Origin of the sequence: Methylobacterium sp. NPDC097929 (genome assembly GCF_049543375.1) — a bacterium.
Lineage (GTDB): Bacteria > Pseudomonadota > Alphaproteobacteria > Rhizobiales > Beijerinckiaceae > Methylobacterium.
Map to the genome: position 1 here is coordinate 469263 of NZ_JBMVEP010000002.1, position 21361 is coordinate 490623.

General features: G+C 72.3%; 15 protein-coding genes. 7 read left to right on the top strand and 8 right to left on the bottom strand.

The features are described 5' to 3' along the window. Positions 1-76: 76 nt before the first annotated feature. Positions 77-706, top strand: coding sequence for an XRE family transcriptional regulator (locus ACPCJR_RS10230; RefSeq protein WP_331285687.1), 630 nt, complete (start codon positions 77-79; stop codon positions 704-706). A 108-nt stretch (positions 707-814) separates the two neighbouring features. On the opposite strand, the gene ACPCJR_RS10235 is transcribed toward ACPCJR_RS10230, so the two are convergent. From ACPCJR_RS10235 to ACPCJR_RS10255, 5 genes are all read right to left on the bottom strand, one after another. Then, positions 815-1426 (bottom strand): ABC-type transport auxiliary lipoprotein family protein, encoded by a 612-nt coding sequence (locus tag ACPCJR_RS10235; protein ID WP_391512062.1) that lies wholly within the window; start codon positions 1424-1426, stop codon positions 815-817. A gap of 120 nt (positions 1427-1546) precedes the next feature. After that, positions 1547-2629: an MlaD family protein gene (locus ACPCJR_RS10240; RefSeq protein WP_391512063.1), complete on the bottom strand. Its 1083-nt coding sequence runs from the start codon at positions 2627-2629 to the stop codon at positions 1547-1549. 77 nt (positions 2630-2706) lie between these two features. Next, complete coding sequence (locus ACPCJR_RS10245) at positions 2707-3441, bottom strand: ABC transporter ATP-binding protein (protein WP_391512104.1); 735 nt, start codon at positions 3439-3441, stop codon at positions 2707-2709. Positions 3442-3559: 118 nt separating this feature from the next. After that, positions 3560-4708, bottom strand: a complete 1149-nt coding sequence (locus ACPCJR_RS10250; RefSeq protein ID WP_391512064.1) for an ABC transporter permease — start codon at positions 4706-4708, stop codon at positions 3560-3562. A gap of 48 nt (positions 4709-4756) precedes the next feature. Beyond that, positions 4757-5926 carry an MFS transporter gene (locus ACPCJR_RS10255; RefSeq protein ID WP_391512065.1) on the bottom strand — a complete coding sequence of 390 codons (1170 nt, stop codon included), beginning with the start codon at positions 5924-5926 and terminating at the stop codon, positions 4757-4759. Positions 5927-6139: 213 nt separating this feature from the next. Between ACPCJR_RS10255 and ACPCJR_RS10260 the strand changes: the two genes are divergently transcribed. Then, complete coding sequence (locus ACPCJR_RS10260) at positions 6140-7207, top strand: hypothetical protein (protein ID WP_391512066.1); 1068 nt, start codon at positions 6140-6142, stop codon at positions 7205-7207. A 107-nt stretch (positions 7208-7314) separates the two neighbouring features. After that, complete coding sequence (locus ACPCJR_RS10265) at positions 7315-7755, top strand: DUF1489 family protein (RefSeq protein WP_391512067.1); 441 nt, start codon at positions 7315-7317, stop codon at positions 7753-7755. Between the two features lie 110 nt (positions 7756-7865). On the opposite strand, the gene ACPCJR_RS10270 is transcribed toward ACPCJR_RS10265, so the two are convergent. Beyond that, complete coding sequence (locus ACPCJR_RS10270) at positions 7866-15767, bottom strand: hypothetical protein (RefSeq protein WP_391512068.1); 7902 nt, start codon at positions 15765-15767, stop codon at positions 7866-7868. A gap of 352 nt (positions 15768-16119) precedes the next feature. On the opposite strand from ACPCJR_RS10270, the gene ACPCJR_RS10275 reads away from it, so the two are divergent. Together ACPCJR_RS10275 and ACPCJR_RS10280 are read left to right on the top strand one after the other, a co-directional pair. Further along, positions 16120-16485, top strand: a complete 366-nt coding sequence (locus ACPCJR_RS10275) for an Hpt domain-containing protein (protein ID WP_391512069.1) — start codon at positions 16120-16122, stop codon at positions 16483-16485. Positions 16486-16704: 219 nt separating this feature from the next. Next, entirely contained in the window at positions 16705-17025 is a 321-nt protein-coding gene (locus ACPCJR_RS10280) for a 2Fe-2S iron-sulfur cluster-binding protein (RefSeq protein WP_110351053.1), read from the top strand. A gap of 66 nt (positions 17026-17091) precedes the next feature. Here ACPCJR_RS10280 and ACPCJR_RS10285 read toward each other — a convergent pair whose 3' ends face one another. Then, positions 17092-18267 carry a vWA domain-containing protein gene (locus tag ACPCJR_RS10285; RefSeq protein ID WP_391512070.1) on the bottom strand — a complete coding sequence of 392 codons (1176 nt, stop codon included), beginning with the start codon at positions 18265-18267 and terminating at the stop codon, positions 17092-17094. Between the two features lie 226 nt (positions 18268-18493). Between ACPCJR_RS10285 and ACPCJR_RS10290 the strand changes: the two genes are divergently transcribed. After that, positions 18494-18901: a hypothetical protein gene (locus ACPCJR_RS10290; protein ID WP_391512071.1), complete on the top strand. Its 408-nt coding sequence runs from the start codon at positions 18494-18496 to the stop codon at positions 18899-18901. A gap of 339 nt (positions 18902-19240) precedes the next feature. Further along, positions 19241-19777: a MucR family transcriptional regulator gene (locus ACPCJR_RS10295; RefSeq protein ID WP_391512072.1), complete on the top strand. Its 537-nt coding sequence runs from the start codon at positions 19241-19243 to the stop codon at positions 19775-19777. 707 nt (positions 19778-20484) lie between these two features. Here ACPCJR_RS10295 and ACPCJR_RS10300 read toward each other — a convergent pair. Continuing rightward, positions 20485-21219, bottom strand: a complete 735-nt coding sequence (locus ACPCJR_RS10300; protein ID WP_350632040.1) for a sigma-70 family RNA polymerase sigma factor — start codon at positions 21217-21219, stop codon at positions 20485-20487. Positions 21220-21361: the final 142 nt, after the last annotated feature.

Sequence of the window (21361 nt, forward strand, 5' to 3'; positions counted from 1 at the left end):
TCCGCTCGAACCGGATGCGCCCCGCGGCGCTCCGAGCGCGCAGCGTTTCGCAGGGCATTCTCAGCGGACCGGCGTGATGGTGGACATAGCGGCAAGCCTCGAGCGGGGACGACCCAAGGATCTCGTCAGCGGCGCACAGGTGCTCTCGGGCCAGCTCGGCAAGACGATCCAGCGGCTGCGCAAGGCCTACAACCTCTCCCTCTCCGAACTCGCCGAACAGTCGGGGGTAGCCAAATCGATCATCAGCCAGATCGAGCGCAACGAGACCAACCCGACGCTCGCCACGATCTGGCGCTTGAGCCAGGCGCTCGACGTCTCGATCGAGCGGGTGCTCGCGACCTCGGACGAGGAGCCGTTCATCGAGCGCTTCTCGCGGGCCGACACGCCGCGGCTGGTCTCCGACGACGGCAAAGTGCGCCTCGCCATCATCGGCTGGATCAAGACCGTCGAGTGGCTGCAATGGTACGACGTCACCGCCGATGCCGGCGGCGTGCTCGAATCCGACGCCCACCAGCGCGGTTCGGTCGAGTCGCTCTCGGTGCTCGAGGGCAGCTTCGAGGTCGAGGTGGCGGGAGACGTGCAGCGCGCCAACGCGGGCGAGACCCTGCGCTATCGCTGCGACCGCCCGCACAGCATCCGCTGCCTCGGCGATGCGCCGGGCCGGGCGACGATGGTGGTCATCATGAAGGCCGCGGTGATGGAGTGAGGGGCCTCTAGACCATCGTGCCGGATATCGTATCCGGCACGATGGTCTAGCCTCTTGTTTCGCATCGTCTTCTTCCGAAAGCCGGCGGCCACCTTTCGGAACGATGCTCTAGCGCCCCGCATTCACCCAGCGCACGAGGTCGGCGAGCACCTGGCTCAGGGCCGCATCGAGGCCCGCGGCGGCGCTCTGCGGATCGACCTTACCGACCGGCACGCGGGCGGTGAAGACGCGGGCGTTGACCACGCGGCCGCTGCCGTCGGCGATGAGCTTGGCCGAGAGGTCCACCACGGCCTCGCCGGTGCCGGAATTGATGTCGAACTCGCGAATCTCGCTGACGAGTTGGTAGTCGGACGGCACCTTGTCGCCGGGCCGCGAGACCGAGCGCAGGCGGCCGGTATTCTCTAGGCTCTGGATCACCCGCGCCTGGATCAGGCGCGGCAGCCGGTCGGCCCACTGGCCGCCGCCGAGGAAGGACAGGGAGCCGCCGGGCTCGCGCACGATGATGCGGTCGGCCTCCATCGGCTGCAGGCCGACGGGCTCGGACACGACGATGGAGCGCGCGGTGCCCCCGGCCCGGGGCTGGCCCGGCAGGGCGGCGAGGTCGAAGGTCAGGGGCGTGCCGCCGCCGCCGCAGCCGCCGAGGAGGGCGAGCGAGGCCAGGAGCGCACCCGCGCGCAGGCCGCGGCCGGGCAGGGCAGGCGAGAGAAGGAAAGGCGTCATACGCGCGGGCACCGTCCATTCGCCGAAGAGGCGACGAGCACCTCCTCTAGCAAGCTCGAGCTTACGGCAACGCTCAAGCGGCGCAGTGCGTGCCGGCACATCATCCCCGCCGGTGGCCGCTCAGCGGCCACCGTTGTATTCCGGCAACGACGGCTTGCCGCCGAAGATGACCTGGGAGGGATCGCGCTCCAGGCTCTTGGCGGCCCGGTTGAGGCTGTTGAGCGTGCGCTGGCCGTCGCTCGACAGCGCCTCGACCTCGCGCCGGCTCGATCCCGAGAGGCGGTTGAAGCTCGTGGAGATGTTGGCGGTGCGCTTGTCGAGGTTCTCCGAGAGCGCGCGGAAGGCCCTGCCCGCATCGCGCACGGAGATCGCCGCCTCGCGGATCTCGGCGAAGGTGCCCGCCCCCTGCTGGCCCGAGGCCGAGCCGAGGAAGCCTTCGGCTCCCTTGAGGACGCCGTCGATCCGGTCAGCGGAGGCGCTGAGCTTGCCCGCAAGCAGGCGGGCGTCGTGCAGGCCCGCTTCGATGTCGGGGCCGGACTTGGCGAGCGCGGCCGAGAAGGTGTCGGCGTTCTCGATCACCCGGTTGAGGCGCTGCCCGTCCACGGCCTTGACGAGGCCGGCGATGGAGGGGCCGGCCTCGGCGAGCGTCTTGGAGAAGGACTCGACGTTGGCGAGCGTGCGGTTGATCGCGCCCTCGTTGCCGGCCACCACCTTGTCGAGGCGCTGAAGCACGTCGTCGGCCCGCTGCGCGATCTGCTTGGCGGCCGCCATCATGTCCTGGATGTCGCTGGAATCGGCGAAGATCGTCGGCATCTTGTCGCCCGAGCCCGGGGTGAGCGCGGGCGCGTCGGCGCTGCCGCCCGAGAGCGCGATCTGCGAGACGCCGGTCAGCATCGCGGAATCGAGCCGCGCCCGGGTGTCGGCGCGCAGGGGCGTCGAGGGATCGACCTGCACCACCGCGACGACCCGGCGGGGGTCCTGCGGCAGCAGGCGCACGTCGAGCGCCTCGCCGACCTTGATGCCGTTGAACGACACGGTCGAGCCCTTGGCGAGCCCCCCGACCGAGCCGGAGAACACGATGCGGAGCGCCTGGGTCGCCTGCCCCCGGGAGCCGCCCTGGAGCCAGAACACGAAGCCGAAGGCGGCCAGCACGACGCCGATGGTGAAGGCGCCGATCAGTGCGTAGTTTGCGCGAGTCTCCATCGGCTCAGCTCTAATCCCGATCCGTGGTCCGGGGGCGGTGCGAAACCGCACCCCGGGTCTGCGCGGCCCCGCGGCGCTCAAGCATGGGCGTAACCCGGCTGCGCGGCGCTCGCGGGGGCGGCGAGCGCACGGGCGCGCTTGCCGTGGAAGTACGAGCGCAGCCAGGGATGGTCGCTCGCCAGCATCTCCTCAATGGTGCCCTGCGCGATGATCCGGCCGTCGCCGAGCGCCGCGATGCGGTCGCAGGCGGTGTAGAGGCTGTCGAGATCGTGCGTCACCATGAAGACGGTGAGCCCCAAAGTCTTCTTCAGAGTCGAGACGAGGTCGTCGAACTCGCCCGCGCCGATGGGATCGAGGCCGGAGGTCGGCTCGTCGAGGAACAGGATCTCGGGGTCGAGCGCGAGCGAGCGGGCGAGCGCGGCGCGCTTGATCATGCCGCCCGACAGCTCCGAGGGGTACTTGTCGGCGGCGTCGGGCTTGAGGCCCACCATCTCGATCTTGAGCCGGGCGAACTCGTCGAGCAGGCGCTCGGAGAGCTTGAGATGCTCGCGCATCGGCATCTGGATGTTCTGCTTGACGGTGAGGCCGGAGAACAGCGCCCCCTGCTGGAACAGCACGCCCCAGCGCTGCTCGAGCTGACGCCGTCGGGCGATGGTCAGCCCGTCCACGTCCTCGCCGAAGATCTCGATCGTGCCGGAGCGCTTCGGCACGAGGCCGAGGATGGTCCGCGTCAGAACCGACTTGCCCTGGCCGGACGGGCCGACGAATCCCAGGATCTCGCCGCGGCGGATGTCGAGGTCGAGCCCCTTCATCACCGTGCGGTGGCCGAAGCCGACCACGAGGTCGCGCACGCGGATGATCGCGTCGACCTCCGGCCGGGCCGGGGAAGCATCTGTGAGGCTGATTGCCAAGTCGTCCGTCCGCGCGGCTCTAGAAATTGATCGCGGCGAAGAAGACCGCGAAGAGGCCATCCAGCACGATCACCATGAAGATTGACTTGACGACTGAGGCGGTGACGTGGCGGCCGAGCGACTCCGCCGAGCCCTCGACCGCGAAGCCCTCGATCGTCGCGATGATGCCGATGGTCAGCGCCATGAACGGCGCCTTGATCAGTCCGACGGCGAAGTGGTGGAACGAGACCGCCGCCTGCAGCCGCGCCAGGAAGGCGTCGGCGGTCATGCCGCCGTAGATCGCCGCCGTGAGGCCGCCGCCGGCCAGCGCCGCCAGCGAGCCGAGAAAGGCGAGCAGGGGCAGGCCGATCACCAGGGCGAGGATGCGCGGCAGGATCAGGATCTCGACCGGGTCGAGCCCCATCACCCGCAGGGCATCGACCTCCTCGCGCATGCGCATGGAGCCGATTTCGGCGGTGAAGGCGGAGCCCGAGCGGCCCGCCACCATGATCGAGGTCAGCAGCACCCCGAGTTCGCGCAGGATCAGCAAGCCGATCAGGTTCACGACGAAGCTCTGCGCACCGAAGCGCTGGAGCTGGAAGATGCCCTGCTGCGCGACGATGCCGCCGACGAGGAACGAGATCAGGACGATGATCGGCACGCCGCGATAGGCGACCTGCTCCAGCTGGTTGACCAGCGCCGCGGTGCGGAAGGTCTGCGGCCGGCGCGCGACCCGGCCCGCCGCGGCCACCACCTCGCCGAGGAAGGCGAGGCCGGCCAGGATCTCGTTGCCGCCGCGCACGACCCGGCGTCCGGTCCCGTCGAGTGCGCGCAGCAGCGGGTTGCGCGCGTCCTTCGGGGCGGGCTCGGGCTCGCGCAGGCCCATCTCGCCGAGCAGGATGCGGTGCTCGGGCCGCGCCCCCGCATAGGCGAGTCGACCGCCCGCCGCCTCGATCTCGGCCCGGGTCCGCTCCAGCACCCAAGCGCCCAGGGTGTCGAGGCGCGCCAGCCCGCTGAGGTCCACCAGCACGGCGTGGCTGCGGCCGTGGGCAGCGATGCGGGCCGAGGCACTCTCCACCGCCGGCCCCTGGTCCGCCGTCCAGCGCCCGTGCAGGACGACGCGGCCGCTGCCGCCGTCGAGGTCGGCGCCCGCTTCGTCCGTCGCGCTCTGGCCGTCTGCGATCCGCACGAAGCCGCTCCCGCTGCCGCCCGAGGGCGGATCTCTCCTCAAGCGTTTCTATACCGCATCGCGGGAGCCGGCGCCAAACCGGCGGGCCTCACGGTCGCGCCGTGCCAGCACCACGAGGCCGAGGCCGGCGAGCGCCAGCGGCGCCATCATCAGGAAGGTCGTGGGCCCGCCGAGCGAGCGGTAGCTGGCACCGCAGGCCAGCGTCGCCAGGGCCGAGACCAGGGCGGTCGAGGCGCCGACCGTCCCCTGCGCCCGGCCGCGGGCCCCCTCCGGGCTGAACCCGGAGACCGCCGCCATGGCGCCGAGATGCGTCGCGCCGAAGGAGAGGCCGTGCAGGAGCTGGAGCGGCAGGAGGAGAGCCAGCTCTCCCTCCGCCCCGTAGAGCCCGACGGCCCGCACCAGGGCCGCGCCCCCGCCCAATGCCAGAAGCCGGAACGGGCTGCGCCAGCGGGCGGGCCAGCGGCCGACGAGGGCGAACAGCGCGATCTCGGCGGCGACGCCCACCGCCCAGAGCGTGCCGATCCAGGGGGTCGAGACGCCGTGCCGGGCCCAGTCGAGGCTGCCGAAGGCGTAGACCGCCGCGTGGCTCGCCTGGATCAGCGCCGCCGCGCCGATGGAGAGCCGCAGCACCGCGGGCAGGGGCGGGGCGGCCGCCGAGGCCGGGCGCGGGGCGAGGGCGGGCGCGGGATCGCGTCCGGCCGCGGCCACGAGGGTGGCGACGAGGGCGAGCCCGGTCAGCAGCAGCGGCACCGCGACGCGATCGCCGAGCAGGCCGAGCAGGGCGCCCCCGGCGAGGTTCGCCGCCAGGAAGCCGACCGAGCCGCACATCCGGATGCGGGCATAGTCGATCCGGCGCGAGCGGCGGGCGGCGGCCAGCGTGAGGTAGTCGATGCTCGGCACCAGGGGCGCCTGAGCCACCGCGTTCAGGACGATCAGCAGGCCCAGCATCGCCACCGCGAGGGCGGCGGCCAGCGGCATCAGGGCGTAGGTCAGGGCCAGCACGAGGCTGCCGGCGACGAGCAGGGTGCGCGGGCGCACACCCCGATCGATCAGCCCGGTCAGGGGCCGCGTGGCGAGGACCTTCGTGGCGATCGGCAGGGCGAGCAGCAGGCCGATCAGTCCGGCATCGAGTCCGAGCCCGCCGAGCCAGACCGGCATGAACGGCATGGCGATGCCGATCTCGACGAAGACGACCGTGTAGAGCAGGCCGAGCCGCACGGGATCGGGCTCGGGGGAGGGCGGTGTCGCTGGCGGGGATGTCGCTGGCACGAGGTCGCGGCGAAGTCGGCCGCCCGTCTGATCGTCGACGCTTCGCGAAGATGCGAGACGCGACCGAAGCGTAAGCCGCCGTTAAAGCGATCGTGTCAATCTCACCCAAACCGTCGATTGTCGCGGCGCTCCCTTGCCGAGCGCCGGGTCTTGCGGGGTGTGATGTCGAGTTCCCGTTCCCTGACGCCGCTGGACGCGTCGCAATACGATGCCATCGAGGACGCCGTCCGCGAAACGGAACGGGGCCGGTGGTTTCTGTCGGAATATGCCCGGCGCAACCGCAACGCGGATACCGAGGTGCTGCTGGACGCGATCCGGCGCATCGAGAACGTCGTCACCACCGAGCGGCCCGACGATGTCGGCCGATTCCGGGGCGACCTCATGGAAATGGCCGACGCCATCGCCCGCACCCGGGCGGAGGTGGCCGCGCTCTCCACGCCGGACCAGGGCGAGAGCCGCCTCACCGTCGCCTCCGAGACCCTCGACGCCATCGTGCGCGCCACCGAGCGGGCGACCTCCGACATCCTGGGCGCCGCCGAGGCGGTGCAGGAGGCGGCCTGGACCCTGCGCGAGACCGGCGCCGACTCCGCCCTGTGCGACGCCCTCGACCGGCACGCCACGCAGATCTACACGGCCTGCTCGTTCCAGGATCTCACCGCGCAGCGCACGAGCCGCGTGGTGCACACCCTGCGCTACCTCGAGAACCGCATCACCTCGATGATCGGCATCTGGGGGACCTCCGACGATACGGTCGCCGGCCTCGACGAGGGCGGCCGGGTGCGCGCGGAGGCCGGCCCGGTCCTCGACGCCGCCCTCGACCAGAGCGACGTCGACCGCTTCCTCGACATGGAAGGCGCCGCCCCTGCGCCGGCCCCGTCCGCCCGCGCGCCCCTCTCGGCGGTGGCCCTGGACGACGACCTCGCCTTCCTGCCCGAGATGCCGGAAGCGGCCGCGCCGGCTCCCGAGCCGGTGGCGATGTCCGCCGAGCCGGTGGCGGACGCGCCCGTCCTCGTCGACGAGAGCGTGGCCGTCCTCGACGTGCCCGAGATCGAGGCGGCGTTCGCGGAGGCCGCGCCGACGCCGGATCTCGACGCGCCGCAGACGGTCGCGGCCGAACCGGCTCCCGATCGGACCGCGGGGGCAAAGCCTCTGGCGGGCGACGACCTCGCCGCAGCCTTCCCCGATCTCGACAGGCTGAGCATCGAGGAGAAGATCGCCCTCTTCGCCTGACGGAGAGGGCAGGCGCGCGGTCTGCGGGGACCGCCGCTTCCCGCCGCGGCGCCGGCGCGAAATCGGGCCGCCACTTCGCCCGCCGATGCGTTATAGGGGCCCGCGTCATGGCCCTGCATCTCCTGAAGCTGTGCGTCGGCCCCTCCTCCATCGAGGAGCTGGAGGCGCGCATCGCGCACAACCGGGCGGAGGCGACCCGCCTCGGCGCCGACCCGTCGACCGTGCACGTCACCCGCATGTTTCCCAAGCGGTCGAAGGCCATTGCCGGCCAGGGGTCGATCTACTGGGTGATGAAGGGCACGCTGAGCTGCCGCCAGCCGATCCGCGCGCTCGAACCCGTCACCGGGAGCGACGGCATCGAGCGCTGCCGCCTCGTCCTCGACCCTGTCGTGACGCCGGTCTCGCCCCGCCCCTGCCGTCCGTTCCAGGGCTGGCGCTACCTGGAGGCCCGCGACGCGCCGGCCGACCTCGACCGGGCCAGCGCCGGCGAGGTCGCCGAGATGCCCGAGAGCCTGCGCCGGGAACTGGTGGCTCTGGGGCTGATCTGAGCGCCGGACGCGCTCGCCGACGCGCGCCTGTCGAAACGGCCGCGCCGCTCGATCGTCTCGCCTTCGCCTCGCGGTGACGGAGCGTGCCCCGTCACCGCGTCGGCGTTTCCTCACACCTCGTCGAACCGGCCGCTGGCATGCGCGAGCATGGTGTAGACCTTGCCCGTCTCGGAGGTGAGGTAGGCATCCGCCCGCTTGGTGTCGCGGTCGTTCTTGGTCACCTCGCCCAGCAGGCGCTCGAACTCGCCGACGTAGCGGTCGACCGTGCGGCGGAACTCGGCATCTGCCCGGTAGCGGCGCTGGATCTGCTCGAAGGTCCGGCGGCCCTGCGTGGTGTAGAGCCGGTCGTCGAACAGGTTCGGCTCGCCCTGGCGGTAGCGCTGCCAGAACTCGACCGAAGCCTGATGATCCACCATCCGGGCGATGTCGGTCGAGATCGCGTCGAGCGAGATCCGCTCCACGGCCGCCGGGGCCTCGGGCGCGGCCGGGGCCGGCGTCGGCGTGGACTCGCCGGCCTCGTCGTCGATGGAGGCGCGGGTCAGGAGGTCGGACAGCCAGCCGCGGTTGTCGCGGGTGCCGGGCCGCCCCTGGACCGGAGCCGGATTCGCCGGACGGACCGGGGCCGGATTCGCCGCCCCTTGAGGCCGTGCGGCCTGGGGTTGCGCCGCCTGGGGCCGGGGCGCCGCCGGGGCCGGGCTGCGGGCCGGCGGGGGCGCGGGCTGCGCCGCGGGCGCAGGGGCCACGGGCGCAGGGGCCGCGCGGCCGGCCTCCGCCGTGCGGCGCTGCTCGACTGTGCGGGCCTGGGCCACCGGCTGGGCCACGTCGATCGAGCGGTTCGAGCGGGCGACCAGCGCGGCCAGCTCGTTGAGCGCGTCGATCTGCTCGGCCACCACACGGCGCATCTCACCGGTGGCGTCCTGGGTCTCGCGGGGCAGCTCCAGCACGCCGCGCTGCAGATCGGCGCGGGTGGCGTCGAGTTCGCGGCGGATTTCGGCGGCCATCTCGTTGAGCCGGGTCACCGACTCGCCGAAGCGGCCGGAGGCGTCCGCGAAGCTCTCCATCATCTTGGCCGAAGCCTCCTCGATGGCGCCGCGCACCGCTCCCGCCGTGCGGGCGCTCTCCGCGTCGGCGCCGCTGCGCAGGCGCTCGAAGTCGCCCGCCACCGCCGCACCCGCCTCGCGGGCGGCCTGGGTGAGGCTCTCGCCCAGCTCCCGCGCCCGGGCTTCCGCCGCGCGCAGGGTCTCCTCGACCACGCTGCCGAAGCGGCCGGTCTGCGCCTCGATGACCTGGCTGCGCTCCTCGATGCGGGCCAGGACCGCGTCGACCACGGCCTGCCGGCTCGACAGGCTCTCGGCGAGGCGGTTCTCCACCGCCTCGAGACTGCCGGCGGCCTCGGTCAGCGCGCCGACATGGGTGCCGGTGCGCTCGATCAGCGCCTGACCGCTCGCGTCCAAGGTCCGCGCGAGGTCGGAGGCCTGGGCCAGCGCGCCCTGCGAGGCGTCGCGCAGGGCGACCACCTGGGTGGAGACCCGATCGGAGGCCTGGGCCGTCTCGGCGGCGATCCGCTCGACGGCCGACTGGATCTCCTCGACGCGGGCGGCGAGTCCCTGCTCGACGGCGCCGAGTTGGGTCGAAGCCCCGCCCACGAGCTCCTTCAGGCCCGCATTGGCGCCCTCGATCCGCGCCAGGAACCCGGCCACGTCGCGGCGCACCCGCTCGTGGGCCTCGCCGAGGGTGCCGGCGGAGGCCGCAGCCCCCTCGTCCAGCGCGGCGCGCAGGGCCTGGGCCGCCTCGACGGTGCGGGCGACGATGGCGTCGGTGCGCTCGCGCAGGGCATCGACCAGGGGCGTGCCCTTGTCGCTGAGCAGCCGGTCGAGGGCCTGCTCCTGCTCCGCCAGCGCTCGGGTCAGGTCGGCCGCCGGCCCGTCGATGAGGCGCGACAGCTCGGCGTTGCGCCGGTCCAGCGCCTCGGCGAGCGCGTCGGCATGTTCCTGGACCTGGGCGGCGTGGCGGCGGGCGCGCTCGTCGAGCATGCCGTTCATCCGGGTGATGCCCGCCTCGACTAGGGCCCCGTAGGCGTTCTGGCGCTCGTCGAAGCTCTCGGCGAGCGCCGCCTGCCGCTCGGTGCGCGCGTCGAGGGCGGCGACCATCCGGGCCGTGCCGCCGTCGATCAGGGCCGCGTAGGCCTCCTTCTGACGGTCGAAGGCCTCGGCCAGGACGGCGTGGCGGCGGGCGCGCTCCTCCAGCGCGGCCACCATCCGGGCGGTGCCCTGCTCGATCAGGCTCGTGTAGGCCTCCCGCTGACCCTCGAAGCCCTCGGCCAGGGCGGTCTGATGCCGGGCGCGCTCGTCCAGGGCCGCGATCATGCGGGCCGTGCCCTCCTCGATCAGGGCCGCGACCGCCTGCTGGCGCTCCTCGGCCGACTCGATCTGGGCGACGTGGCTGCGGGCGCGCTCCTCCAGGGCGGCGCTCATCCGCGCCGTGCCCTGGTCGATCAGGGCCGCGTAGGCGTCCTGGCGCTCGTCGAAGGCCTCGGCGAGGGCGTCGGCGCGGCTGGCGACCACGGTGGCGAAGGCGCGCAGGCGCGCGTCGATGCGGCTGGTGAAGGCCTCGCTGCGGGCATCCACCGATTGCGACAGCGTGGCGGCCTGGGTCTCCACGAGGCGGGCGAACTCGCCGCCGCGGCTCTGGACCAGACCGTCGAGGCTGCGCATGCGCTCGTCGAACACCGCCGTCATCGCCTTGGTCTGCGCGTCGAGGCGGCCGGTCAGGGCCGTCGAGCGGTCGTCGACCAGGGTGTCGAGGGTGGCGAGGATCTCGTCGAACAGGGTGCGCAGTTCCTGCGCCCGGGTCTCGACGGTGCGCGCGATCTGCTGGCCGCGGCCGTCCACGAGGTCGCCGAGCACGCCCAGGCGCTCGTCGAACAGGGCGGTCAGAGCCTTCGTGCGGGTCTCCACCTCGCCGGTCGCGCGGCCGATGCCGCCTTCCAGCGTCTCGACGAAGGCGCGGGCACCCTCGCGCAGCGCGTCCTGAAGCGGCTGGACGCGGCCCTGGAAGCTCTCGTCGAGCGCGCCGGCATGGGTCTGGAGCAGCCCGCGGATCTCGCCCGCGCGGCGGTCGAGCACGTCCTGCACCGCACGGGTGCGCTCCTCCAGCGTCGCCCGCATGTCGTCGGTGCGGTGATCGAGCATCCCGCGGATCTCGTCGGCCCGGTGGTCGAGCACGTCCTGCACCGCGCGGGTGCGCTTCTCCAGGGTCGTCCGCAGATCGTCGGTGCGATGTTCGAGAAGCCCGCGGATCTCGCCGGTGCGGTGGTCGAGCATCGTGCGGATCTCGCCGGCACGGCTGTCGAGCAGGTCCTGCACCGTACGGGCCGGCTCCTCGAGCGCCGCGCGCAGGGCGTCGAGCCCGGCATCGAACTCGCCGCGCACATGGCCGGCGCTGCCGTCCACGAGGCTGCGCAGGTCGTCCGTGCGGCTGTCGAGCGTGGCGCGGATCTCGTTCGTGCGGGTGTCGAGCACGTCCCGCACCGTGCGGGCGCGCTCCTCCAGCGCCGCGTCGAGCGCGCCGAGGCCAGCATCGAGCTCGCCGCGCACCCGGCCGGCACCGCCCTCGATCAGGCCGCGCAGGTCGTCGGTGCGGCTGTCGAGCGTGGTCCGGATCGCCTGGGCGTGGCCGTCCAGCGCCTGGCCGAGGCGGCCGGCGCCATCGCCGAGCAGGGCGTCGAGCTGGCCCATCACGTCGCGCAGGCCGGCCAGAAGGCTGGTGCCGCGGCGATCCAGCAGGGCGGCGAGCGAGGCGCCGCCCTGATCCAGGGCCTGCCCGATCTCCGACAGGCGGGCATCGAGCCCGTCCAGGGCCGCGCGGCCGCGCTGGTCGAGATCGGCGGAGAGGGCGCCGCCGCGCTCGTCGAACAAGTGGGCGAGGCTCTCGGCCCGCTCGTCGAACAGGCGGGCGATCGCCTCGACATGGCCGCCGAGCGCCTGGGCGGCCCCGCCGCTGCGGTTCTCCACCAGGGCGACGAGGTCACGGATGCGGCCGGTCAGCTCGCCGTCGATGGTGCGGGTGCGGCTCTCGATCAGGCGCACGGCCTCCAGGGCCTGGATGCCGAAGGTCTCGTCGAGCTGGCGGGCACGCTCCTCCAGGGTACCGGTCAGGCCGTCGAGGCGGGCGACCACGCCGTCGTCCAGGCGCTGCGCGCCCTCGTCGAGGCGGCGGGCGAGATCCTGCGTGCTGCGGTCGAGGCGCTCGGAGATGTCCGCCGCGCGAGCGGCGAGGGCGTCGCCCACCGCACGGCCGCGCTCGGCGATGTCCTGCGCGGCGCCGTCGGCGCGCCGGTCGAGGTTGCCGGCCAGGGTGCGGTTGCCGTCCTCGAGCGTGCGGGCGATCTCGGCGGCGCGCTGCACCAGCGCCTCGTTGAGCGCGGTGGCGCGCGCGCCCAGCCGGGTGTCGACATGGCCGAGCAGCGAAGCGAAGCGCTCGTCGATCTCGGCGGCGCGCTGGGCGGACAGGGCTTCCATTTCCGTCAGCCGCGCGCCGACAGTCTCGCCGGCGAGGCGGGCGCGCTCGGCGAGGGACTCGGCCAGGGCGTTGCCCTGCACGGCGATGATGCGGTCCACCTCCGCGAGGCGCGATCCCAGGGTGTCGCCGAGCGCCTGCGTGCTGCCGGCGATCCGGTCGGCGAGGATGTCGCCGCGGGCGATGGTCTCCTGCAGGGCGGCCAAGCGGCTGCCCAGCGCCTCCTCCACCGCGCGGGCGCGGCCATCGGCGGTCTCGACGAAGGCGGCGTGGCTGCGGTGGAGCGTGTCGCCGACGCGCGAGACGTGGCCGGCGATGGCGAGCATGACCTCGCGGCCGGTGCCCTCCAACCGGGCCTGGGCCTCGTCGGACTGGTCCGCGATCAGCGCGGCGGCGCCGCGGCCGTGTTGGCCGAAGCCCTCCTCCAGGGCGCCGAGCCGGGCGGAGAGGTCCGAGCCGACCCCGTCCGCGGTGCGCGACAGGGTTTCGGTGACGGCAGCGCCCCGGGCGGCAATCTCCTCGCCGAGGCGGCGCAGCGTCTCGCGCAGGGTCTTGAGCGAGTCCTCGGTGCGGTCGCCGACCGCGCCGCCGGTCTCCTCGGCCGCGCGGGCCAGCGCCGCCGTGGCCTCGGCGCTTCGGGCGGCCAGCTCCTCGCCGACCTGGGCCAGGGTGTCGCGCAGGGCGCGCAGCGCGTCCTCGGTGCGGCCCTGCACCGTGCCGCCGGCCTCTTCCGCCGCGCGGGCCAGCGCCGTCGTGGCTTCGGTGCTGCGGGCGGCCAGTTCCTCGCCGACCCGGGCGAGCGTGTCGCGCAGGGCGCGCAGCGACTCTTCCGTACGGCCGCCGACTTCGCCGCCGACCCGCTGCGCCGTCCGGGCGAGCGCATCCGTCGCCTCGGCGCCGCGGGCGTCGATCTCCTCGGAGATCTGACGCAGGAGATCGCGCAGGCCCTGCGCCGACTGGTCGGCCCGGCTGCCGATCTCGCCGCCGGCCTGGGCCGCCGTGAGGGAGAGGGCCACGGTCGCCTCGGCGCCGCGGACCGCGATCTCGTCGGCCACCTGCCGCAGGAGATCCTGGAGCGACTGCATCGACTGCTCGGTGCGCGTGCCGACCTCGCCGCCGGCATGGGCGGCGGCGAGCGCCAGCGCGCCGGTGGCCTCGGCGCTGCGGGCCGAGAGTTCGTCGGCCATGCGCTGGATCGCGGCGTGGAGCGCCTGCGAGGCGGCCTCGGTGCGCCCGTCCAGCTCACCCCCGACGCGCTCGGCGGCGCTGCGGAAGCGGGTCACCACGTCGTCCGAGCGGGTCTCGACGGCGGCGGCGGCCTCGTCGGCCGCGCGGCGCAGGGCGGCGGCGGCATCGGCGAAGCGCGCCGCCATGGCGTCGGCCTGCGCCTTCGCGGTGCCGGTGGTGTCCTCGGCGGTGCGCAGCAGCAGCGCGGCGGATTCGGTCGCCCGGTCGGTGAGCGTCCCGCCCAGGGTCTCGGAGGCGGCGCGCAGGCGGCGCTCGGCCTCCTCGACGCTGGCGCCGACGGCGGCGGTCGCCGTCTCGGCGTTGCGGCGGATGCCGTCATGGGCCGTGCCGGCCTGGATCTCGAGATCGCGGCCGAGGCGCTCGATCGTCTCGCGCAGGCTCTCGGCGGTGCCGCTCGCGCGGTCGGCAAAGGCGCTTTCGAGGCCGGCCAGGGCCTGCTCGACCGTCGCGGCGGCGCCCGCCGCCCGTCCGGTCATGAGTTCGGCCACGCGCTCGCCCGCGGCGTCGAGCCCCGCGGCGAGGGCGCCGCCCTGGACGGTGATGGTGTCGTCGACGCGCGAAGCCGCAGCCTCGATGCGTCCGGCCAGTTCCAGGCCGCGGCCATCCATGGTGTCGGCGGCGCGGGCGGCGGCGGCCAGGAACGCGTCGCGGACGCGGTCCAGGCGGGTCGAGAAGTTGTCGGCCACGCTGCCGGCGGCGAGCGCCAGGGCGGCCTGCGCGTCGCGGCCGCGGCCCTCGATCAGCTCGGAGACGCCGGTGCCGGCGGCCTCGATCTCGGTGCGCAGCGAGGCGCCGCGGGCGGCGATGTCGTCGGAGATCGCCGCGCCCGTGGCGGCGAAGTGGCGGCTCAGGCCCTCGCCGGTCTCGGCGAAGCGGGCGGTGATCGTGCCGCCGGTCTGCGCGAAGCGCTCGGTCAGCTCGTTGCCGCGCGAGAGGAAGGCGTCCTCCAGGCCCTTGGTCGAGCGCTCGAAGGTCTCGCGCACGGCGCCGCCCTGGCGGTCGAGGGCCTCGATCAGGCTCGCGCCGGTCTCGGAGAGCGACTTGGCCACGGAGCCGGCATTGTCGGCCAGCGTCCGGGTCAGGGCGCCGCCGGTGCGCTCGAAGGCCTGGGTCACCTCGTCGGCGCGCTGCTGAAGCGTGGCGGTCAGCGTGCCGCCGATCTCTTCGAGGCCGCCGCGCACGCCCTCGCTCGTGGCGTTGAGCTGGCGGATCAGGTCGTCGCCGCGCGTCGAGACGTTGCCGACGACCCGCTCGCCGACCTCGCTCAGCGCCGCGGTGATCTCGGTGCCGCGGGCGTCGAGCGCGCCGGTGACGCGCTCGCCCGCGCCGTTGATGGCCGCGACGATGCGCTCGGCGGCGCCATCGAGTTCGGTCGACAGATTCTCGTGCGAGCCGGTGATGGCCCCGCGCACCCGGTCGGCATTGGCGACGATGGATTCGCGCTGGGCGATCAGCTCGTCCACGAGGGTGCGGATGCGGATCTCGTTGTCGGAATAGGCCCGCTCCAGGGTCGAGATCTCGCCGCGCACCAGGGTTTCGAGTTCGCCCGCCCGGGCGAGCGCCCGCTCCACGCCGTCGCCGACCGCGGCGACCTCGCGGCGCACCGTCTGCGACATGGTCAGCACGGCGTCGGTCGAGAAGCTTTCCGGCTCGGCCAGACGGATCGCCACCTCGCCGACGGCGCGGGCGACGAGGCGCATCTCGTGGGCGCGCACGGCCAGCATCGCCGTGATGAGGAAGAGCACGATCGGCCCGGCGATGGCGGTCGCCACCACCGCCGCCTGGAGCGCGGTGAGCCCCGTGATGAAGGCCTTCAGGTCGCCGCCGGACTGGTTCCAGGCGAGCGCCACGAGGCCGTTGAGCCAGAGGAAGGAGGCGATCCCGGCCACGAGATAGGGCTTGCGCGACGGGCGCACCCGCAGCGTCTGCTGCAGGATGCCGATGTTCTGGCGGTCGTCGTTGGCCACCAGCGAGCGGTCCGGCGGCAGGAGCCCGCCCTCGCGGCGCGAGCGCCCGCGCTCCGGCGGCGGCAGGTCGGGGGCGGCCGTGTCGATGTCGAGGTTCGGGGTGCGGCGGTTCCCGGCCTCGGCGAAGGGATCGGTCAGGGGATCGCCGTCGCCGACATCGGGCAGGCGCGGCTCGACGCGGGCGTTCTCGCCCGGTGCCGGGATGTCCAGATTCAAAGCCTGCTCGATCGCGGAGAGGGCCGCCTCCGCCGGATCTTTCAGCTTCTTCTCGGTGGCCATGCAACGCCTCGTACGCATCGCCGTCCACCGGGGAAGCCGCGCCGTCGCACGCGCCCTCCGCAGTGGAGACGGATTTACCCGAAGTCCTCGGGAACTCTAGACCCTTGGATCACGCCCCCGATACCCGATCGGGCCGGCGCACCCAAGAAACCTTAACGGAATGGTTACCACGCCGGGCTCCGGCCGCGGACGCCCGCTTCAAGTTCTGACGCGGGAAGCCTTAAACGGGTACGGGCGCGCCGAGCCTGCGCTGTGGATAGCGTCCGCCGCCCACAGGCCGATCGCGGGAACGGGGCGCGTCGGCGCCCATTCCGGCACCCAGAACTCCCCGCAGATCCTCGCGAGACCGGATGTGAGTGAACAGGACCAGCCCGCCCCACTGCTCGACCGCGGGCATCTCGACGCGCAGACCTTCGGCGACGCCGATCTCGCCCGGGAGGTGCTGAGCCTGTTCGAGGATCAGTGCCGCCGCCTGCTGCCGCCCCTCCTCGACGAGGCCCGCCCCGTCGGGGAGCGGGCAGATCTCGCCCACACCCTCAAGGGTGCGGCCCTCGGCGTCGGGGCGATGCAGGTGGCGCGGGCGAGCGCGGCGGTCGAAACGGACTTGCGCAACGGCGGACCGGCCTCGGGCACCGGCGGAAAGGCCGGACTCGCGACCCTGCGGACGGCGGTCGCCGAGACGCTGGCGGCGCTCGGCGGCCTCGGGCTCGAAGCGTAGGGGCTCGCCGCATTCCGCGCCGACGGGCCGCGACATCGGCCGGTTTCCAGAGCCTCGCGGAGCCGGCCGTCGCCGAGGAAGGCGGACGGGCCGCACGCCGACGGGCGCGACGGAAAAGCGCCGGCTTCCCGCTTGCTTTCTGGCGCCGCCGCCCGCAAGCAGACGCCACGCCGCCCCTGAAGGATCGCAGGCGGACGCCGACACGTCCCGGAGCCAAGTATGCCCAAGATCACCTTCGTCGATCACGCCGGCACGGCCCGCACGATCGACGGTGAGGTCGGCTCGACCGTCATGGAGACGGCGATGCGCAACAACGTCCCGGGGATCGACGCCGAGTGCGGCGGGGCCTGCGCCTGCGCCACCTGCCACGTCTACGTGGACGAAGCCTGGGCCGACAAGGTCGGGCCGGCCGAGCCGATGGAGCAGGACATGCTCGACTTCGCCTCCGACGTGCGCGCGACCTCGCGCCTGTGCTGCCAGATCCGCGTCAAGCCCGAACTCGACGGGCTCGTCGTGACGACCCCGGCCCGCCAGGGCTGAGGCGGCCTGGCCGGACGGCGATCAGGCCTTGCTCCCATCGGTAAGCGCGACGGGCCGACAGGCGTCCTAGCGCAGCAGCGCCCGCATCGCCCCGTCGAGCCCTTCCAGCGTCAGCGGGAACATCCGATCCGAAACGATCCGGCGCACCATCCCGATGGACTGCGTATAGGCCCAGTGCTCGGCCGGAACGGGATTGAGCCAGACGGCCTTCGGGAAGTGCTCAAGGACGCGCCCGAGCCAGACCTCCCCCGCCTCCTCGTTCCAGTGCTCCACCGAGCCGCCGGGATGGGCGATCTCGTACGGGCTCATGGAGGCATCGCCGACGAACACCACGCGGTAATCCGACGGATAGGTGCGGATCACGTCGAGGAGCGGGATGCGCTCGTCGTGGCGGCGATGGTTCTGCGTCCACACCGCCTCGTAGGGGCAGTTGTGGAAGTAGTAATGCGCAAAGTGCTTGAACTCGGAGCGCGCGGCCGAGAACAGCTCCTCGGCGAGTTCCACGTGCCAATCCATCGAGCCGCCGACATCAAGGAAGAGCAGCACCTTCACCGCGTTGCGCCGCTCGGGCCGTAGCCGCACGTCGATGAAGCCCTTGCGGGCGCTCTCGCGGATCGTGCCGTCGAGATCGAGTTCGTCGGCCGCCCCCGTGCGGGCGAAGCGGCGCAGGCGGCGTAGCGCCACCCGCATGGAGCGGGTGCCGAGTTCGCGGGAATCGTCGAGATCCTTGAACTCGCGCCGGTCCCAGACCTTCACCGCGCGGAAGTTGCGGTTGCCGTCCTGGCCGATGCGGATGCCTTCCGGGTTGTAGCCGTAGGCACCGAAAGGCGAGGTGCCCCCGGTGCCGATCCATTTCGAGCCGCCCTGGTGACGCTCCCGCTGCTCGGCGAGACGCTGCTTCAAGGTCTCGAACAGCTTGTCCCAGCCCAGCGCCTTCAGCTCGGCCTTCTCTTCCTCCGTCAGGTGTTTCTCGGCGAGCTTGCGCAGCCATTCCTCGGGGATCGGCGCGGGCTCGACCGCCTCGCCCATGAGCTCCAGCCCCTTGAACACGGAGGCGAAGACCCGGTCGAAGCGATCGAGATGCGCCTCGTCCTTCACCAGAACGGTGCGGGCTAGGAAGTAGAATTCCTCGACGCGCTTGCCGGCCAGGTCGCGCTCCATCGCCTGCAGCAGCGTCAGGTACTCACGCAGGGAGACCGGCACGCGGGCCTCGCGCAGGCCCGTGAAGAAGGGGAGCAGCATAACCCCTAAACGCCCGACCCGGGCCGGCGGGTCAAGCCGGGGCCGCGGACGGATCGGCGCGCGGCGGGTGGGCCCCAGCCGGCGCGACTCCTGTGGACGGCGCGGGAATCCGGTGGATATCCGGGCCCGCCCGCCTTCGGGGTGGGACACAACCGTCATCGCAAGACAACTAGAGTCCCCGCGTCAACGCAGGATGCGTCCGTGACTTGAAGACTGGATAGCCGCCATGCCCGTGGTCTTGCGGTCCTTGAGCGATTTCAAGAAGTTCCTCCGCAAGCCCGGAGCGACCCTGCAGATCGTCCAGAATACCCTCGTCGATCGGCAGGACGAGGCCTCCCGCGCCGCCTATCGCCGCAAGGGCCTCTACGAGCCGCGCACGCTCCGGGCGATGTCGAAGAAGGCCGCCGTGTTCGACGTGCAGGGCCACGAGACGACGGTGTGGCTCTACTGGGATCGCGGCACCCGCAACTGGCGCTTCTCCGGCGACACCGTGACGATCCCGCTCAACGCCGCCCTCGGTCCGCCGGACGCCGTGGTCTATCGCTGCTCCCTGCCGGACGAACCGAAACGAGCGGCACGGCGCCGGACGGCGGCCGCGCGCGGGAACGGACAGACGCTCCAGGCGTCCCCGTAGCATCACCGTTTTACGCACCCCCTAGGCTTCGCAACTTAGAGCGACCCGGCGGGACCTTCCGAGGACGCAGGCTAGTCCACGCGCCATTCTCACGATTTGTTGAGGAAGCCGAATCAAGTGGACGCGGCGAGCAGATTGATCGAACCTCAGCTTGTATGAGTCACCTTAAGCAGCGATGTAGCTGGTTCCGACGGCGCCTGATCGGCGAAAATATCGCCCTGACGGGATTTTTTCCTCAGTTTTGCAATCGCTTTCCGGGAAAACAGGCGAAAACGGTCTTGAAACTTTCGTCCATCCTTTTAGTTCAAAAGAACGAGGGGCAAACCAGGATCTTTTGAAATGTCGGATATCAGTCAGGTTCCAGAACTCGACCGGATCGAGCTGGCGGCGGATCTCGTCTCGGCCTATGTCTCGAACAATTCTCTTCCTTCGGCCGAGCTGCCGGCGCTGATCACGCAGGTCCATGCCGCGCTTCTCGGCCTCTCGGCCCCGCAGGCCCCCAAGGAAGAAGAAGTCGAGCGCGCCACCTCGGCTCAGGTCAAGAAGTCGATCACGCCGGACGCGCTGATCTCGTTCATCGACGGCAAACCCTACAAGACGCTCAAGCGGCACCTGACCACGCACGGCCTCGACATCGAGGGCTATCGCCGCCGCTACGGCCTGCCGACGGATTACCCGACCGTTGCCTCGAACTACTCGGCCGCCCGCTCGGCGCTGGCCAAGGATCTCGGCCTCGGCCAGCAGCGCCGCAAGCCGTCGGCGAAGACGGCCGAGCCGGCCGACGAGGTGGTGTCCGAGACGCCGTCCGAGCCGCGCCGCAAGAGCGCCGGATCGGGCGAGGGCCGCAAGACGGGCGGACGCCGCAAGGCCGCGTGAGCGGATATCGGCCCGGCAGGGCTCGTCCTGCCGGCCGGTCCTTCGCGCTCTTGGACGGGGCCTCGGCGTGGCGGTCTCAGCCCACGCGGACGCGAGCCGCACCGTCCGCGGGCGCTTCGGCCTACGGCCGGATCGGTCTCATCGCGGCGTTCCGATGATCGACCTCGCTCCGACGGAACGTGCCTCACGAAACTCCCGGTCATCGACCGCCCTCGCGCCGATGGCGCGACGGGAGTTCTGTGAGAGACACGAAAAACCGGACGCCCCGGTCCGGTGATCGCTGTCGGGACCATCCCCGACGCGGTCGGCTGTGTCGCGCCAAGCGTTGCAACGCCTCCGCCGCAAGGGGCGGCGACCGATCGGCACCCGAAGCGTTTCCGGAAAGCGTCGGACTCGGCCCCGGAACTCTGCATGCCGGTACCGCTGACAGCGTTTCCACCCGATCGCCTCGGATCGTCACGGCGAGGCGGAGCCATCCAGCGCTCCGAACGATCCGGAGACGTCGCGTCCCTGGATCGCTTCGCTTTCGCTCGCGATGACGTCTCAGGCTACAGCCCAAGACCATCAAACGGACGCCGTATGGGATCGTGCGGTTGACGGCTTCCTCGCTGCCGTCTCACGGACCGCTCTTCGAAGTCGGCGGCGGGCGGGGCGCTCGCCCCGCCTTCGGAGTCTGGAGTCCCTTGAATCCGCTTCGCCGGCGCGCCTCAGGCGTCCGGCATCGCCGACTGGATGAAGCGGTCGGAGCCGAGATCTTCCTCGTCGTAGCCGAGAAGCTCCGCCAGACGCCCGCGGGCGCGGCTGACGCGGCTCTTCACCGTGCCGACCTTGCAGCCCATGATCGTTGCCGCCTCCTCGTAGGAGACACCTTCGGCGCCGACCAGAACGAGCGCTTCGCGCTGATCCGGCGGCAGCTTGGCGAGCGCCGATTGCAGATCCTCGACATCGAGCCGGTCGCCCTGATGCGGGGCGGTGGCGAGGCGGGCGGCGTAGGAGCCGTCCTGATCCTCGACCTCACGCACGCGCTTGCGGTGATCCGAGTAGAAGATGTTGCGCAGGATCGTGAAGAGCCACGCGTTGAGGTTGGTGCCCGGCTGGAAGCGGGCGCGGTGCTGCCAGCCCTTGAGCAGAGTGTCCTGCACGAGGTCGTCGGAGCGGGCCGGGTTCGAGGTCAGCGACAGCGCGAAGGCGCGCAGGGACGGCACCGCGGCCAGGAGTCCGTTGCGGAATTCCGGATCGATCCGCTCGCCCTGCGCCTTCAGCGCGCCTTCGAGCTTGGCGATCAGTTCCGCGAAGCGGGACGGGGTGTCCTCGCCCGCGCCGAGCGTATCGTAGACGCTGCGCAGGTGATCGCCGAGATGGCTGCGGATCGTATCGGAAAGCTTGGGACGGCCGTCAGTCATCGCGGGACGATCCAGGGTCGCTTCGGTATCGTTGCGCATCGGGCTCTTCGCGATCGGGGCGTTTCGGCATTCATCGGCACCGCACGGCGCTCGGAGCGTGGCATCGCGCGGCATTTAACATAGTTGTAGCGCATCCCCCGTCCCAGCGCACCCGCGCCGCGCGAATTACTGTCACGCTTGC